The sequence below is a fragment of the Streptomyces sp. NPDC020875 genome, from assembly GCF_040641415.1.
Taxonomy (GTDB): Bacteria; Actinomycetota; Actinomycetes; order Streptomycetales; family Streptomycetaceae; genus Streptomyces.
On record NZ_JBFADP010000047.1, the window covers coordinates 1 to 15,993 of the forward strand.

The 15,993-nt window shown below is 73.6% G+C and carries 14 protein-coding genes; 8 read left to right on the forward strand and 6 right to left on the reverse strand.

Annotated features, from left to right (window positions below; genetic code table 11):
- Positions 1-152: 152 nt before the first annotated feature.
- Positions 153-1,046, reverse strand: coding sequence for a hypothetical protein (locus AB0G74_RS24980; protein WP_361150180.1), 894 nt, complete (start codon positions 1,044-1,046; stop codon positions 153-155).
- Positions 1,047-1,051: 5 nt separating this feature from the next.
- Complete coding sequence (locus AB0G74_RS24985; protein ID WP_361150182.1) at positions 1,052-1,678, reverse strand: papain-like cysteine protease family protein; 627 nt, start codon at positions 1,676-1,678, stop codon at positions 1,052-1,054.
- A 350-nt stretch (positions 1,679-2,028) separates the two neighbouring features.
- Between AB0G74_RS24985 and AB0G74_RS24990 the strand changes: the two genes are divergently transcribed.
- Positions 2,029-2,952 (forward strand): hypothetical protein, encoded by a 924-nt coding sequence (locus AB0G74_RS24990; protein ID WP_361150184.1) that lies wholly within the window; start codon positions 2,029-2,031, stop codon positions 2,950-2,952.
- 58 nt (positions 2,953-3,010) lie between these two features.
- Here AB0G74_RS24990 and AB0G74_RS24995 read toward each other — a convergent pair whose 3' ends face one another.
- A complete protein-coding gene (locus AB0G74_RS24995; RefSeq protein WP_361150186.1) occupies positions 3,011-3,439 on the reverse strand; it encodes a Rieske (2Fe-2S) protein in 429 nt (142 codons plus the stop codon).
- Between the two features lie 233 nt (positions 3,440-3,672).
- On the opposite strand from AB0G74_RS24995, the gene AB0G74_RS25000 reads away from it, so the two are divergent.
- Entirely contained in the window at positions 3,673-4,575 is a 903-nt protein-coding gene (locus AB0G74_RS25000) for a carbohydrate kinase (protein WP_361150188.1), read from the forward strand.
- Positions 4,576-4,702: 127 nt separating this feature from the next.
- Here AB0G74_RS25000 and uvrA read toward each other — a convergent pair whose 3' ends face one another.
- Positions 4,703-7,639, reverse strand: a complete 2,937-nt coding sequence (gene uvrA / locus AB0G74_RS25005) for an excinuclease ABC subunit UvrA (protein ID WP_361150190.1) — start codon at positions 7,637-7,639, stop codon at positions 4,703-4,705.
- A 273-nt stretch (positions 7,640-7,912) separates the two neighbouring features.
- On the opposite strand from uvrA, the gene AB0G74_RS25010 reads away from it, so the two are divergent.
- Together AB0G74_RS25010 and AB0G74_RS25015 are read left to right on the forward strand one after the other, a co-directional pair.
- Entirely contained in the window at positions 7,913-8,668 is a 756-nt protein-coding gene (locus AB0G74_RS25010; protein WP_361150192.1) for a maleylpyruvate isomerase family mycothiol-dependent enzyme, read from the forward strand.
- Between the two features lie 93 nt (positions 8,669-8,761).
- Positions 8,762-9,418: an MBL fold metallo-hydrolase gene (locus tag AB0G74_RS25015; protein ID WP_361150194.1), complete on the forward strand. Its 657-nt coding sequence runs from the start codon at positions 8,762-8,764 to the stop codon at positions 9,416-9,418.
- A 99-nt stretch (positions 9,419-9,517) separates the two neighbouring features.
- Here the strand turns inward: AB0G74_RS25015 and AB0G74_RS25020 are convergent, their stop codons facing one another.
- Both AB0G74_RS25020 and AB0G74_RS25025 read right to left on the reverse strand, forming a co-directional pair.
- Positions 9,518-10,945, reverse strand: coding sequence for a HAMP domain-containing sensor histidine kinase (locus tag AB0G74_RS25020; RefSeq protein WP_361150196.1), 1,428 nt, complete (start codon positions 10,943-10,945; stop codon positions 9,518-9,520).
- Positions 10,942-11,598, reverse strand: coding sequence for a response regulator transcription factor (locus AB0G74_RS25025; RefSeq protein ID WP_358823675.1), 657 nt, complete (start codon positions 11,596-11,598; stop codon positions 10,942-10,944). Before AB0G74_RS25025 ends, AB0G74_RS25020 begins: the two co-directional genes overlap by 4 nt.
- Positions 11,599-11,855: 257 nt before the next feature.
- Here AB0G74_RS25025 and AB0G74_RS25030 point away from each other — a divergent pair, with 257 nt between their 5' ends.
- From AB0G74_RS25030 to AB0G74_RS25045, 4 genes are all read left to right on the forward strand, one after another.
- On the forward strand, positions 11,856-12,425 hold the full coding sequence (locus AB0G74_RS25030) for a hypothetical protein (RefSeq protein WP_361150199.1): 570 nt from the start codon (positions 11,856-11,858) through the stop codon (positions 12,423-12,425).
- Entirely contained in the window at positions 12,418-13,857 is a 1,440-nt protein-coding gene (locus tag AB0G74_RS25035) for a peptidoglycan-binding protein (RefSeq protein WP_361150202.1), read from the forward strand. Before AB0G74_RS25030 ends, AB0G74_RS25035 begins: the two co-directional genes overlap by 8 nt.
- A complete protein-coding gene (locus AB0G74_RS25040) occupies positions 13,854-14,663 on the forward strand; it encodes an ABC transporter ATP-binding protein (protein ID WP_361150204.1) in 810 nt (269 codons plus the stop codon). The genes AB0G74_RS25035 and AB0G74_RS25040 overlap by 4 nt, the downstream gene beginning before the upstream one ends.
- A 128-nt stretch (positions 14,664-14,791) precedes the next feature.
- A complete protein-coding gene (locus tag AB0G74_RS25045) occupies positions 14,792-15,982 on the forward strand; it encodes an ABC transporter permease (protein WP_361150293.1) in 1,191 nt (396 codons plus the stop codon).
- Positions 15,983-15,993 lie beyond the last annotated feature (11 nt).

Consider the following 15,993-nt stretch of genomic DNA (forward strand, 5'->3'; position numbering starts at 1 on the left):
TCGGATACAGCGGGTAGGGGTTCCCGTACGCTCCGGCCGGTTAACCGGACCGCTCGGTCATGTTTTGAACCGTAGCACAGAACCTGACCGCGCGGCCGGCCGCCGTGGTGACGGGGTGCCCCACCACCCCGCCACAGCGCTCCGGACCGGGGTCAGACCTCCCGGGTCCGGCGCAGTCGCCGGGCGGCGATCCCGGCGAGGGCGAGGGCGACCAGACCGCCGGTCCCGGCCGCGACGGCGGTGGTGCTGTCGTCCCCGCCGCCGGAGCCGCCGCCCGGGCCGGTGCCGGCCGCCCGCTCCGGAGCCGCCGCGGGGGCCGCGTAGCCGCCCGCCGCGCCCTTCTTGGCGTACGGGGAGCCGGGCAGCTTGTCCCCGTAGGCCGCGGTGACCCGGTTCCGGTAGGCGGCGACGGTGGTCCCCTTCGCCCCGACGGCCTTGACGGCGTCCTGGTCGAGCGGCAGGACCCGGCCGCTCCCGGTGACGTACCAGGCGTCCGTCTGGGGCTCGCGGAAGACCGTCCCGCCGGGCAGCTTCGCGGCGCCCGCCCGGGCGTAACGGAACTCGTCGTCGCCGGTGGCGATGTTCACCACCTGCCAGCCGGAGCCGGTCCTGGCCGCCCAGACCGACGCCTTCTGCCCGTCGGACGCGACGGCAGGGGTGGCCAGGAACTGCGTCTCGGCCACCGGGGCGCCCGCCTTGCCCGCCACGAAGGCCGGGGAGAGCACGTAGACGGGCACGGTGGCGCCGTCCGGCCGGGGCTCGGCGGCCGTCCGGGCCACCGCGCCGTCCTGGGAGAAGAACCGGGAGAGCGTGTCGAGGGTGGCCGGGGAGGTGGCGGCGGCCCTGGCCGCCGTCAGATCGCCCGCCGCCGCCGGGGCGGGCGCCGGGACCGGCCCGGCGGCGGAGGCCGTACCGGTGAAGGTGCCGAGTGCTCCGAAGGCCAGGCAGGCGGCGGCGCCCGCGACGAGGGCCGCCCTGCGGTGCCCGGTCCCGGGAACGCTGTCGGCGGTGGGGGCGGGGTGGCCGGTGAGGGGGGTCCGCTGCATCGCGCTCACGCTCCGATCCGGTACAGCGAGTGGGTCCAGGAGAAGGACCCGTTGTTGACGTACCAGGCGTGCGAGGCCCAGTTGTAGCGCGAGCTGGAGGGCCAGGGGTCGGCCCAGTAGACCCAGTTGTTCGCGGTGTCGTAGCCGTAGATCACATGCATATGGCCGCCGCCGCTGGACCACTGGATCCGGGTCTCTATCGGCCGGTTGGAGTTGATCTCGGTCTGGACGGCGGTGTAGCGCAGCCAGTCCCCGATGTACGAGCCGGGGCTGATGCCCGCCCAGCGCAGCCCGGTCTGCACGGTGCCGAGGGTGGCCTGGTTGTTGGGGCACTGGGTGTTCTGCTGCCGGTTGAAGGCGGCGTTGCAGAACTGGTTCTGGGAGTAGTTGCGCCCGTAGTAGGAGGCGATGGTGTTGCCCGCGGCGGCCCAGCACCAGTTCGTCTTCTCCTGGGCCTGCATGGTGATGTTGAGCCGCTTCACGGCGAGGGCGCCGGGATCGGCCGGGGCCGCCGCGGCGGGCGCGGGGGACGGGGGTGCGGCCGGGGCCGCCGTCGCGGCCGACAGCGGAAGGGTGACGACCGCGGCGAGCACGGCCGCCGTGGCGGCGAGCCGTCTCCTTGTGTTGCTCATTCGCGTTCCTCCCGAGGGGAGAGGGTGGGAGTGGAGGAGCGCGTCCGGACGCTGCCCGTCGAGCGTCCAACCTTGTCGGGGGCAGGTCAACACGCTTCAATGCGGGGGACACGGCGCTGTGAACGTGACGGCCGCGGTGTGAACGGCTACCCCTGCCCCACCTGCGCCGCCGTGCCCCGACCCGGGCGGAGGCGGCGGGGGCCGTGAACGTTCACCGGTCGCCGTGCGGCCCCTGCGCGGGCCCCGCCGCCGGCCGGGCCCCTTCGCCGGTACGGTCCACGGACCCGCGCACGGGTGCGGCGGGCAGCGCCCCGCCGCGTCCGCCCGACGCGATACCGCTGGAGGTTCCCATGGGTCACACCGAGGCCGATCTGAAACAGGTACTGCACACCGGCCCGTTCCATCTGGCGCTGCGGGCCGCGCTCTCGGTGCGCGGGCTGCCGCTCCAGCGCGTCCAGCACCATCTCGCCCACCGGGGCATCAAGGTGGGCGTCACCAGCCTCAGCTACTGGCAGCAGGGCGCCCGGCGGCCCCAGCGGCCCGAGTCGCTGCGGGCCGTCCGGGCGCTGGAGGAGGTACTCGATCTGCCGGGCAACTCCCTGACCCGGCTGCTGGGGGTCAGCGAGTCCGCCGAGGTGGAGCGCCCGCCGTCCCGCTCGTACCGGTCCCTGCTGGAGGTGTCGGACACCGTGGAGGCGCTGCTGGCGGATCTGGAGTCCCCGGCGGACGCCGGACTGCACACGGTCGGCCATCACGAGCGGGTCCGGATCGGGGCCGCCCGGGAGTTGCTGGGCCGGGACTCCCGGCATGTGGTGCGGGCCCACCGCGACGGCGTCGACCGCTGTCTGGCGATCCACCACGGCGACCCGGGCTGCGATCCGGCCCGGGTCCGGGTCAGCGCGCTGGAGAACTGCCGTACGGGGCGGGTCCGCCGGCACCGCGAGAGCGCCATCGTGGTCGCCGAATTACTGTTCGACGCCCGGCTGCGGGCCGGTGACACGTACTTCTTCGGCTACGGCTTCGAGGACGGTACGGGCGGTCCCAGCGCCGAGTACGTCCGGGGCTTCACCTACGCGGGCGGCCAGTACGTGCTCCAGGTCCGGTTCGACGAGGGCGCGCTGCCGGTGCGCTGCAGACGGTTCGCCCAGGCCACGACCGGTGCTCCGCGCGGCGGCCGGACGGATCTGACCCTCAGTGGCCGCCACCGTACGGTCCATCTGGTGGAGCAGGGGGTGCGCCCGGGGATCCTGGGCATCGACTGGGACTGGGAGTGACGGCGGCCGTACGGTCCGGGGCCGGGCGGACGGCGGGCGGGCTGGGCGGTACGGCGGCTCAGGCGTCCGGGCCCGCGATCAGCCTGCCGTCCCGGACCGTGACCGGGACCTGCGGCAGCGGTACGGTCGCCGGACCGTTCAGGGCCTGGCCGGTGGTGACGTCGAACCGGCTGCCGTGGCAGGGGCAGTTGCCCTCCACGCCTTCGACCTTGTCGAGGGCGCAGCCCGCGTGGGTGCACTGGGCGCTGAACGCCTTGTACTCCCCCTTCGCCGGACAGCTCACCACCAGCCGCTGCTCGCGGTAGAGCCGGGCGCCGCCGACCGGTACCGCGTCGGCCGCGCCGAGGTCGACGGGCGCGGTGGGCGTGGGGACCTGGGCGCGGCCCAGCTTGGACTCGGTGGAGCAGGCGGCGACCCCCAGACCGGCGGCTCCGGCGAGGGCGGCGCCTTTCAGCACGGTACGGCGGGCGGAGGGGGTGGCGGACATGGAGGCTCCACGGTTCGGGGAGGGCCGGGCGTACGGGGCGGCCGGACCGGGTGGGTCGGGCGTACGGACGGCCGGTCGGGCGCGGTCCCGGGCAGCCCGGGTCCGCCGCCGGTCCGGCCGACGGTGACGGATCCGACGATACCGGCGCGTCCCCGGCGGCCCTCGTCCGGGCTGCCCCGGGGCGCGAACGGGCTCTCCGGGGCGCGGACGGATCATGGAGTACGTTCGGGACCATGATCGTCGTCGCCGGTGAGGCTCTGATCGACCTGGTCCCCGTGTCAGCCCGGGAGGCGGACGGACCGCTTCCGCCGCTGGCGCCGAGACCGGGCGGCGGACCGTACAACACCGCGATCGCCCTGGGGCGGCTGGGCGCTCCGGCCGCGTTCTGCTCCCGGATCTCCTCGGACGGCTTCGGGGACGCGCTGCTGGGCGGGCTCGTCTCGGCGGGGGTGGACACGTCCCTCGTGGTCCGGGGTCCCGAGCCGACGACGCTGGCGGTCGCGTCGGTGGGGGCGGACGGTTCGGCGGGGTACGCGTTCTACGCCCGGGGCACCGCGGACCGGCTGTTCGAACTGCCGCCGCCGCTGCCGGAGGGGACCCGGGCCGTCGCCTTCGGGACCTGCTCCCTCGTCCTGGAGCCGGGCGCTTCGGCCTATGAGGCGCTCCTGCTGCGGGAGGCCGGGCTGGGCCGGTGCGTCCTGCTGGATCCCAATGTGCGGCCGCCGCTGATCCCGGACGCCGACGCCTATCGGAAGCGGTTCCGGTCCTGGCTGCCGTACGTCTCGGTGCTGAAGCTCTCCGAGGAGGACGCGGAGTGGCTGGGCGGGGTGCCGGAGGGGCCGGACGCGGTGGTGCTGACCCGGGGCGCGGGCGGGCTCACGGTCCGTACCCGGAGCGGTACGGAGGTCTCGGTCCCGGCCGTGCCGGTGGCCGTCGCCGACACCATCGGCGCCGGTGACACCGTGAACGCGGCCCTGCTCCACGGGCTGGCCGCCCGGGACGCGCTGTCGGCGGCGGGCCCGGCCGCGCTGGGCGGGGACGGCTGGCGCGAGGTCCTCGGTCTGGCGGCCCGCGCGGCGGCCGTGACCTGTTCCAGGCCGGGCGCGGAGCCTCCGTACGCCGCGGAACTCGGCTGACGGCCCCGCCGCCGGGTTCCCCGCGTACGAGTCCGGGGCCTTCAGGCGGCTCCGGACCGCCTCCGTGGACGCCGAAGGGCCCGTACGAAAGTCCGTACGGGCCCTTCGGCGGCTCACGGCCGCCCGGTCACGACGCCTTGCGGGCGCGGGGCGTCGCCTTCTTCGCGGCGCGCTTCCTGGGCGCCGTCCGGGCCCGGGGCACGGCCGCGTCGCTGACCCGCTCGGGGTCGAGGATGTCCCGCAGGAACTTGCCGGTATGGCTGGCGGGGACGCCCGCGACCTCCTCGGGGGTGCCCTCGGCGACCACCAGACCGCCGCCGCTGCCGCCCTCGGGGCCCATGTCGACGACCCAGTCGGCGGTCTTGATCACATCGAGGTTGTGCTCGATGACGATGACCGTATTGCCCTTGTCGACCAGGCCCGAGAGGACCGTGATCAGCTTGCTGATGTCCTCGAAGTGGAGACCGGTGGTCGGCTCGTCGAGGACGTAGACCGTCCGCCCGGTGGACCGCTTCTGCAGCTCGGAGGCGAGCTTGACGCGCTGGGCCTCGCCGCCGGAGAGCGTCGTCGCGGGCTGGCCGAGCCGGACGTAGCCCAGCCCGACCTCGTTGAGCGTCTTGAGGTGACGGGCGATCGTCGGCACCGCCTCGAAGAAGCCGAGGGCCTCCTCGATCGGCATGTCGAGCACCTCGGCGATCGACTTGCCCTTGTAGTGGACCTCCAGCGTCTCGCGGTTGTACCGCGCGCCGTGGCAGACCTCGCACGGGACGTAGACGTCCGGCAGGAAGTTCATCTCGATCTTGATCGTGCCGTCGCCGGAGCAGTTCTCGCAGCGGCCGCCCTTGACGTTGAAGGAGAACCGGCCGGGCTGATAACCCCGGACCTTCGCCTCCATCGTCTCGGCGAAGAGCCTGCGGACATGGTCGAAGACGCCCGTGTACGTCGCCGGGTTGGAGCGGGGCGTACGGCCGATGGGCGACTGGTCGACATGGACGACCTTGTCCACGAGGTCGTCGCCGTCGACCCGGGTGTGCCGCCCCGGGACCGACTTGGCGCCGTTCAGCTCACGCGCCAGATGGGTGTAGAGGATGTCGTTGACCAGGGTGGACTTACCCGAGCCCGAGACTCCGGTGACGGCGGTGAAGACCCCGAGCGGGAACGAGACGTCGATGTCCCTGAGGTTGTTCTCCCGGGCGCCGCGGACCGTGATCCGCCGGGCCGGGTCGGCCGGGCGGCGCAGATCGGGCGTGGGGATCGCCTTCTTGCCCGCGAGGTACTGGCCGGTCGCCGAGGCGTCGTTGGCCAGCAGCTCGGCCAGCGGGCCCGAGTGGACCACCTTGCCGCCGTGCTCTCCGGCGCCGGGGCCGATGTCGACCACCCAGTCGGCCACCTTGATGGTGTCCTCGTCGTGCTCCACGACGATCAGGGTGTTGCCCATGTCCCGGAGCCGGACCAGGGTCTCGATCAGCCGGTGGTTGTCCCGCTGGTGGAGGCCGATGGAGGGCTCGTCCAGGACGTAGAGCACCCCGACCAGACCCGACCCGATCTGGGTGGCCAGCCGGATCCGCTGGGCCTCGCCGCCGGACAGGGTGCCCGCGGCCCGGTTGAGGGAGAGATAGTCGAGACCGACGTCGACCAGGAACCGCAGCCGCTCGTTGACCTCCTTGAGCACCCGCTCGGCGATCTTCTTGTCACGGGCGGTCAGCTTCAGCCGCCCCAGGAACTCGGCGCACTCACTGATCGACATCCCCGAGACCTCGGCGATGGAGCGCTCCATCACCGTCACCGCCAGGACGACGGGCTTCAGCCGGGTCCCCTCGCAGGTGGGGCAGGGCACCTCGCGCATATAGCCCTCGAAGCGCTCACGGCTGGAGTCGCTCTCCGCCTCCTGGTGCCGCCGCCGGACGAACTGCACGGCGCCTTCGAAGGCGGGCGTGGTGTAGGCGCGTTCGCGCCCGTACCGATTGCGGTAGCGGACCTCGACCTGGGTCTTGTGGCCGTACAGCAGCGCCTTCTTGGCCCGCTGCGGCAGCCCGCCCCACGGCATGTCGGTGGCGAAGCCCAGGGCGTCCGCGAGCCCGCCGATCAGCCGCCCGAAGTACTCCTTGGTGTGCCCGTGGGACCAGGGGTGGATCGCCCCCTCGTCGAGGGACTTGTCCGGGTCCGGGACGATCAGCTCGGCGTCGACCTCCATCCGGGTACCGATACCGGTGCAGTCCGGGCAGGCGCCGAAGGGCGAGTTGAAGGAGAAGGAGCGGGGCTCCAGCTCCTCGAAGGAGAGGTCGTCGTAGGGGCAGTACAGATGCTCCGAGAACATCCGCTCGCGCTCGGGGTCGTCCTCCGGGAGATCGACGAAGTCGAGGACGACCATGCCGCCGGAGAGACCGAGGGCGGTCTCCACCGAGTCCGTCAGCCGCCGCTTGGCGCTGCCCTTCACCGTCAGGCGGTCGACGACCACCTCGATGGTGTGCTTCTCCTGCTTCTTCAGCTTCGGCGGCTCGGCCAGCTGGATCGTGGCCCCGTCGACCCGGGCCCGGCTGTAGCCCTTGGTCTGGAGATCGGCGAAGAGATCGACGAACTCGCCCTTGCGCTCGCGCACCAGCGGCGACAGCACCTGGAACCGGCTGCCCTCGGGCAGCTCCAGCACCCGGTCCACGATCGCCTGCGGCGACTGCCGGGAGATGGGGCGGCGGCACTCGGGACAGTGGGGCTTGCCGATCCGGGCGAAGAGCAGCCGGAGGTAGTCGTAGACCTCGGTGATGGTGCCGACCGTGGAGCGCGGATTGCGCGAGGTCGACTTCTGGTCGATCGAGACCGCCGGGGAGAGGCCCTCGATGAAGTCGACGTCCGGCTTGTCCATCTGCCCCAGGAACTGACGGGCATAGGACGACAGGGACTCCACATAGCGGCGCTGGCCCTCGGCGAAGATCGTGTCGAAGGCGAGCGATGACTTGCCCGACCCCGAGAGCCCCGTGAACACGATGAGCGAGTCACGGGGGAGGTCGAGCGAGACGTTCTTGAGATTGTGCTCGCGAGCGCCACGAACGATGAGACGGTCGGCCACGCCGGGTCCGCACCTTTCTTGAGTGATCTGGTCCTGCACGGCGGCACCGGCCGCCGACCGGACCTTTCCAGCCTACGGGGGCCACCGGGGAGACGGGGCGGTTCACGGGGACTCCCCCGCCGGGCGGGGCCGTCCGGTCCCGCGCCGTACCGATGCCCGACAACCAAGGATGCCTCGCCCCAGGCTATAGCACGTGCATTCGATTTATCGCGGCCCGGAACCGTCTTCACCCGATCGTGTGGCGAAGGCCCGGACGGGAATAGGGTCGACCGCATGATCGATCCCCTGCGCGACCTCGACCTGCTGCGGACGGCCACCGATCGGCTGCTCGCCACCGCCCGCACCCTCGACGGCGACGACGCCGGTACCGGCGGCGCCACCGGGAACAACGCCGCAATCGCCGGGCCGTCACGCCTGCCGGGCTGGACCCGGGGCCACGTACTGGCCCATATCGCCAGAAACGCCGACGCGCTCGTCAATGTCCTCGAAGGACGCCCCATGTACCCGAGCGCCGAGGCCCGCGACAGCGACATCGAGCGGGACGCGGGCCGCCCGCTCGATGTCCAGCTCGCCGACATCCGCGACAGCGCGGCCCGGCTGGCCGCCGTGGGAGCCCGCCCCGCCGACTGGAACCGTACGGTCGCCCTGCGCAACGGGGTCACCGACCGGGCCGCCCGGATCCCCTTCCGCAGGCTCGTGGAGATCGAACTCCACCATGTCGATCTCGACGCCGGGGTCGTGCTCGAAGACCTTCCCGAGGAGTTCCTGCTGCGCGAGACGGCCTTTCTCGCGGAGCGCTTCACCGGCCACCCCGACGTACCGCCGACGCTGATCACCGCCGCCGGCGGCCTCGGGAGCTGGACGACGGGCCGGGCCGCCGGTTCCGACGGACCGGAGGCGCTCACCGTCGAAGGGCCGGCGGCGTCCCTGGTGGGCTGGCTCGCCGGGCGTCGTACGGACGACCCGGCGCTGAAGGCCGCGGCGGCGGACGGCACCCCGGCCGCCCCGCCCGCCCTGCCGCCGCTGTAGCGACCGGGCCACGCGCCGTTCCGGACGCCGTCCCCGCGGACGGCGTCCGTCCCGCCCCGGCCCCGTAACGGGACAGCCCTTAGGCTGCGGGGTATGACGTACAGCGGAGTGGTGAAGGTCGGCGGGCCCGCGGATGTGCACGAGCTGACGGATCTGATGATCTCCAAGGTCGCGGTCGGCCCCATGGACAACAACAGCTATCTGCTGCGCTGCCGCGCCACCGGGGAGCAGCTGCTGATCGACGCCGCCGCCGACGCCGGGACGCTGCTCTCGCTGATCGGCGACGACTCGATCGCGTCCGTCGTGACGACCCACCGCCACGGCGACCACTGGCAGGCGCTGGCGGAGGTGGTGGCGGCGACGGGCGCGCGGACGTACGCGGGCCGGTACGACGCCGAGGGCATTCCGGTGGCCACCGACGTCCCGGTGGACGACGGGGATGTGATCACCGTCGGCCGGGTCGGGCTGACCGCCCGGCATCTGGTGGGCCACACCCCGGGCTCGATCGCCCTGGTCTACGACGATCCGCACGGCCACCCCCATGTTTTTACCGGCGACTGCCTCTTCCCCGGCGGGGTCGGCAACACCCGGCAGGACGCGGAGGCGTTCACCCGGCTGATCGGGGACGTGGAGAGCAAGCTGTTCGACCGGCTGCCGGACGAGACCTGGGTCTATCCGGGGCACGGCAAGGACACCACCTTGGGCGCGGAGCGTCCGCGGCTGCCGGAGTGGCGCGCCCGGGGCTGGTGACCCCGCCCGCCGGGACGGGGTCCGGAGGACGGGGTGACCAGGTCCACGACGGCCCCGCGCGCACCGCGCGTGACCGCGGCGCGCCGGGCCCTTCGGGCGTCACGGGGGCAGGGTCACCGTCACCACGAGGCCGCCGCCGTCCCGGGGCCGGGCCGTCACCGTGCCGTCGTGCGCCCGGGCCACCGCGCGGGCGATGGAGAGACCGAGCCCGGCGCCCTTGGCGCTGATCACCCGGTCGCGGCCGAGCCGCCGGAAGGGTTCGAAGAGCGTCGGTACGTCGAACGGGGCGACGAGCGGACCGGTGTTGACCACCTCCACCACCGCTCCGCCGTCGGGCTGGGCCCGGCTGGCGACGCGTAACGTTCCGCCGGGGCCGGTGTTGTGCCGGATCCCGTTCTCCACCAGGTTGTGCACCATCCGTTCCAGGAGCAGGGCGTTGCCGCTGGTGGGCGCCTCGGCGGCCGATTCGCTGACGGTGATGCCCGCCGCCCCGGCCTCGGCGGCGGTCTGCCCGACGACATGGGTCACGATGTCCGCCATGTCGACCGGCAGCCGTTCGGTGACCTCGTTCTCCGAGTCGGCGAGCAGCAGCAGTCCGCCGATCAGCCGCTCGTGCCGGAGATTGATCTCCAGCAGGTCCTCGCCGAGCCGCAGGACGTCGTCGGACGCGGCCCTGCGGTGCATGGCCACCTCCACCAGGGCGCGGCCGAGGGTGAGCGGGGTACGCAGCTCGTGGGAGGCGTTGGCGACGAAGCGGCGCTGGCCGTCGAAGGAGCGGTCCAGCCGTTCGATCATGGTGTCGAAGGTGTCCGCCAGATCCTTGACCTCGTCCTCGGGGCCGGAGAGCGCGATGCGTTCATGCAGCCCCCGGCCGGCGGCGGGGGCGGCCGCGATCCGCCGCGCGGTCTCGGTGACCTGGCGGAGCGGGGCCAGTACGCGTCCGGCGACCAGCCAGCCGAATCCGGCGGCGACCCCGCCGACGACCACCAGGACCAGTCCGCCCTGGCCGAGGAGGCTGCTGGCCGCCGCGTCGTTCAGTGCCTCCTGCTGACGCTTCAGGGCGACCGCGCCGTCCTGGGCCGTGGTCCGTACGCCGTTGATCTCGACGTACCGCTGCTCGGGCGGCAACGGGCCGGGCGACGCGGTACCGGCGGGCGGTCTCTGGACGGTGTCGAGGAGCTTGGCGCCCCTCGGGAGCTGGTTCTCGAAGAGGACGTACGTCACCCCGAGCAGCACGACCCCGGCGGCCATGAACAGGCCGCCGTAGATCAGCGTCAGCCGGGCCCGCAGGGGCAGCTTCCCGGATCGCGGCAGCCGGAACCGGCGGTTGCCCGGCGGGGTTCCGGGGGCGAGTGCGCGGCCGGTCCCGCGTGTTCGGCGCCGGGCCCGGTGGCCGGATAACCGCGCCCCGGTCCCGTACCCCGTGGCGTTCGCGCCGGTGCCGCAGTCGCGGTCCCGTACGTCATGGGCGTCGGGGGCGTCCGGGCTGTCATGCCGGTCGTCGGTGGTGTTCTGACCGTGGGTCATGCGATGCGGTACCCCGTTCCGGTCACCGTCTCCACCACCGGCGGCGTGCCGAGCTTCCGCCGCAGTTTGAGCACGGCGAGCCGGACGGCACCCGTGAACGGGTCGGCGTGCTCGTCCCACGCCTTCTCCAGCAGTTGTTCGGTGGAGACCGCGGCCCCCTCGGCGCGCAGCAGTTCGGTGAGGACCGCGAACTCCTTGGGCGACAGCGGTACGTAGCGGCCGTCCCGGAACACCTCGCGGCGCGCCGGGTCGAGGGTGATCCCGGCCCGGCGCAGCACGGGTGGCGTCGCGGGCCGGGAGCGGCGGCCCAGCGCCAGGACCCGGGCGGCGAGTTCGGGGAAGGCGAAGGGTTTGGTGAGGTAGTCGTCGGCGCCCATACCGAGGCCGCCGACCCGGTCGGCGATCTCCGCCGCCGCGGTGAGCATCAGCACCCGGGCGGTGCTGCCGGTGCCCACGACGGCCCGGCAGACCTCGTCGCCGTGGACGACCGGCAGATCCCGGTCGAGGACGACGACGTCGTAGTCGTTGACGCCGACGCGCTCCAGCGCCGCCGCGCCGTCGTGGACGACGTCCACGGCATGGGTCTCCTCGCGCAGCCATTCGGCGATCGCGTCCGCGAGCCTCGGCTCGTCCTCCACCACCAGTACGCGCATGGTCGTCCTCCCCCGGTCAGTGTGTCCCGACGACACCCCCGTGGTCGTCGGACTCATCGTCATGGTGGACGCCGCCGCGTTTCCACCGCGTTAGGCCGCCCCTTGGAGATCCTGCCGGGTTCGCGGGCCTTGCGCCGGATCCCCACCGGACCCGGTCGGGCCGGACCGACCGGAAACGGGGCGGAAACCTCCCGGGGCGTTCCATCGGTCGGCGTAGGGGCCGGGACCGACCGGCTCCGGGACGAGGAGTCACGACGATGCGATCACTCACCCGCCGGGGTCCGGCGACCGGGACGGTGGCCGTTCTGGCCGCTCTCGCACTGGCGCTGACCGGCTGTGGAACGGACGGCGGCAAGGAGAAGGTGGCCTCGGCCCCGTCGGCGAAGGGCGCGGCCGGAAAGGACGGGGGCGCTGACGGAAAAGGGGACGGCGCGGTGCCCGCGGACAACGAGGAGAAGGCCCGGAAGTTCGCGGAGTGCCTGCGGGAGAACGGTCTCGACGCCCCGGACCCCGAGGACGGCGGGATCCGGATCGGCGCGGAGGGGGTTTCCAAGGAGAAGGCCGAGAAGGCGATGAAGGCATGCCGCAAGTACCAGCCCCAGGGCATGGCCGACGGCAAGAAGCCGGATCCGAAGATGGCCGAGTCCATGCGGAAGTTCGCCCAGTGCATGCGGACCAACGGGGTCGAGGAGTTCCCCGACCCGCGGTCGGGCGGCGGGATCCAGATCGACGGCCGGATCACCGAGGACCCCGATTTCAAGGGTGCCGAGGAGAAATGCCGGGGCGAGATGCCGAAGGGCGCGGGGAAGCAGGAACTCAATGGCTGAGTCGCCGGGCGGACACGGCGGAGCCGAGCCGGGCCGTTCCGGCGCGTACGGTACGGAGCCCGGCGGGTCCGCCGACGGTCCGGCCGCTACGACCGCCCGGCTCCGCCTGCCGTACGGAGTCGCGGAATCCGCGCCGGGCGGGGACCGCCGCGACGGACCGGCCGGCCGAACGGGTGGGGCCGATAGGGCTGATGGGCCCGGTGGGAGCCGGAACACCGCCCACACCGAGGACGTCGGGCGGGACGAACCGGGCAGTCCGGCCGGGCGGACCGGTGGGACCGGGCCCGGCGGAACGGCCGGATCCGGCCCGGACGGCGAACCGGGCGGCGTCCCGGCGCCGTCCGGGCGGGCCGGACGGCGCCGCCGGAAGCACGGCCGCCGGATCGCCGCCGTACTCACGGTGCTCGCCGCGGGGGGCGCGCTCGCCGTCGCCGGGCTCGGTATCGGCGACGACGCGGACGCCGGTGACGGGGAGTCGGCCGGGCTGCCGCCGAATACGGCGAAGGTGACCCGGCAGACCCTGCGCGACATCCAGACGGCGGACGGTGCTCTCGGCTACGGCACCTCGGCCACCGTCACCAGCCGGGTCTCCGGCACGGTCACCGCCGTACCGGAGAGCGGCAAGCGGATCACCCGGGGGCAGCCCCTCTACACGGTGGACGACCAGCCGGTCACCCTGCTGTACGGCTCCCTGCCCGCCTACCGCGCCCTGAAGGAGGGCGTCGAGGGCGAGGACGTCCGCCAGTTCGAACGGAATCTGCGGGAGCTGGGGTACACCGGCTTCACCGTGGACGACGAGTTCACCGACGCCACCGCCGACGCCGTGAGGGAGTGGCAGGAGGACCTCGGTCTGACGGAGACCGGTGCGGTCGACCTGGGGCGGGTGGTATTCACCCCGGCCGCGATCCGGGTCGACGGGGTCAACGCCGCGAAGGGCGGCGCCGTCCAGCCGGGGGCCCAGGTCCTCACGTACACGGGGACCGCGCAGGCCGTCACGGTCGAGCTGGAGCCCGAACATCTGCGGCTGGTGAAGAAGGGCCGCGAGGTCACCGTCGTACTGCCGAACGACCGGCGGGTCCCGGGCCGGGTCGCGAGCGTCGCCACCGTACTGGAACCCGCCACCGGGCAGGAGGAGGCGAGCACGAAGATCGAGGCCGTCATCGCGCTGAGCGGGGCCAAGGCCCAGCGGGCCGCCGAGGGGTTCAGCTCGGCCTCGGTGGACGTCGAGTTCGTCGCGGGCACCCGGAAGAACGTCCTCAGCGTTCCCGTCGCGGCCCTGCTGGCCTTCACCGGCGGCGGTTTCGGGCTGGAGGTCGTCTCCGGCACCACGTCGACCTATCTGCCGGTGACCACGGGCCTGTTCGCGGAGGGCCGGGTGGAGATCTCCGGGGACGGGGTCACGGAGGGGGCGATCGTGGGGATGCCCAAGTGATCGAACTGACGGAGGTGACCAAGATGTACCCGGGCGGGGTGACGGCGCTCGCCGGGGTGTCGCTCCGGATAGGCCGGGGCGAACTGGTCGGGATCGTCGGCCCGTCCGGCTCGGGGAAGTCCACGATGCTGCACGTCCTCGGCACACTGGACCGGCCGTCGACGGGGCGGGTACGGATCGACGGGTACGACGTCGGGGCGCTGAGCGACCGCAGGCTCTCCGCCCTGCGGGCGGGCCGGATCGGCTTCGTCTTCCAGCACTTCCATCTGGCGGCCGGGACCACGGCGCTGGAGAACGTCGCGGACGGGCTGCTGTACAGCGGGCTGCGTCCGGCGGAGCGCCGGCGGCGGGCCGCGAGCGCGCTGGGGCGGGTCGGCCTGGGACACCGTACGGACCACGAGCCCCACGAGCTGTCGGGTGGCGAAAAACAGCGGGTGGCCATCGCCCGCGCCGTGGCGGGGGATCCCCCGCTGCTCCTCGCCGACGAGCCGACGGGCGCGCTGGACTCGGTCTCCGGCGCCGGGGTGATGCGGCTGCTGCGGGAGCTGAACCGGGCGGGTACCACCGTTCTGGTGATCACCCACGACCGGGAGATCGCGGCGTCGCTGCCCCGGCAGGTGCTGCTGCGGGACGGGCTGATGGTCGCGGACACCCGTACGGAGAACCCGGCTCAGGGCGCGCCGCTCCCCGGCGGTCCGGAGCGGCGCGGCCGGGGGCCGGGCGGTGCGGAGCCGGACGGCCCGTACGACCCGGTCGGGCGGCTCGGACCGGACGGCCGGGGCGACACCACAGGGGCGTACCGGTGAGCCCGCGGACGAACCCCAGGACCGGCCTCCGGCCCCCGGCACCGGCCGGGGACGGATCGCTCCCCCGGGACCCGGCCCCCGGCGGCACCCGCCGCGCCCGCCGCGCACGGCGGAGCGACACCCGGGAACTGCGGCCCGCGCGGCTGGGCCCCGGCGATGTGCTGCGGGTCGGGGCGGTCGGCCTGCGGACCCGCCCCCTGCGCGCCTTCCTGTCGGCCCTGGGCATCGCCATCGGTATCGCCGCGATGGTCGCGGTGGTGGGCATCTCCTCGTCGTCCCGGGCGGAGCTGGACCGGCGGCTGAGCGCCCTCGGCACCAATCTGCTCACCGTCGCGCCCGGCAAGACGCTCACCGGCGACGAGGCCCGGCTGCCGGTGGAGGCCGAGGCCATGGTCGGCCGGATCGCCCCCGTGAACGAGGTGTCGGCGATCGGGGAGGTGCCGGAGACGAAGATCTTCCGGACCGGGAAGATCCCCAAGGCGCGGACGAACGGGCTGACCGCCTACGCGGTCCGGACGAACCTGCTGGAGACCGTGGCGGCCGAGCTGCGTACCGGTACCTGGCTGAACGCGGCGACCGGCCGCTATCCGGCGGTCGTCCTCGGGTCCGCCGCCGCCGAGCGGCTCGGCATCGGCCGCCCCGGACCCGATGTGCAGATCCTGGTCGGCGACCGGATGTTCACCGTCGTCGGGGTCCTCGCCCCCGCGGCGCTCGCCCCCGAACTGGACGAGGCGGCCCTGATCGGCTGGCCGGTGGCGAAGTCGGCGCTGACCTTCGACGGCCGTCCGACCACCGTCTACGCGCGGTCCGCCGACTCCGAGGTGGAGAGCGTCCGGGACGTCCTCGGGTCGACCGCCAACCCGGAGGCGCCGAGCGAGGTCGACGTCTCCCGCCCCTCGGACGCACTGGCCGCGCGGCAGGCGGCGGACCAGGCGTTCACCGCCCTGCTGCTGGGCCTGGGGGCGGTCGCCCTGCTGGTCGGCGGGGTCGGGGTGGCCAACACCATGGTGATCTCGGTACTGGAGCGCAGATCCGAGATCGGGCTCCGCCGCTCCCTCGGGGCGACCCGGGGCCAGGTCCGGATCCAGTTCCTGGCGGAGTCGCTGCTGCTGTCGGCCCTCGGCGGGCTCGGCGGGGCGGTCCTGGGCTCCGGGGTGACCGCCGGATACGCGGTCTATCAGGGCTGGCCCTCGGTGGTACCGCTGTGGGCGGTCTCCGGGGGGATCGGCGCCACACTCGCCATCGGCGCGCTGGCCGGGCTCTATCCGGCCGTACGGGCCTCCGGGCTGTCGCCCACGGAGGCGCTGGCCACGCCGTGAGCCGCCCGGCG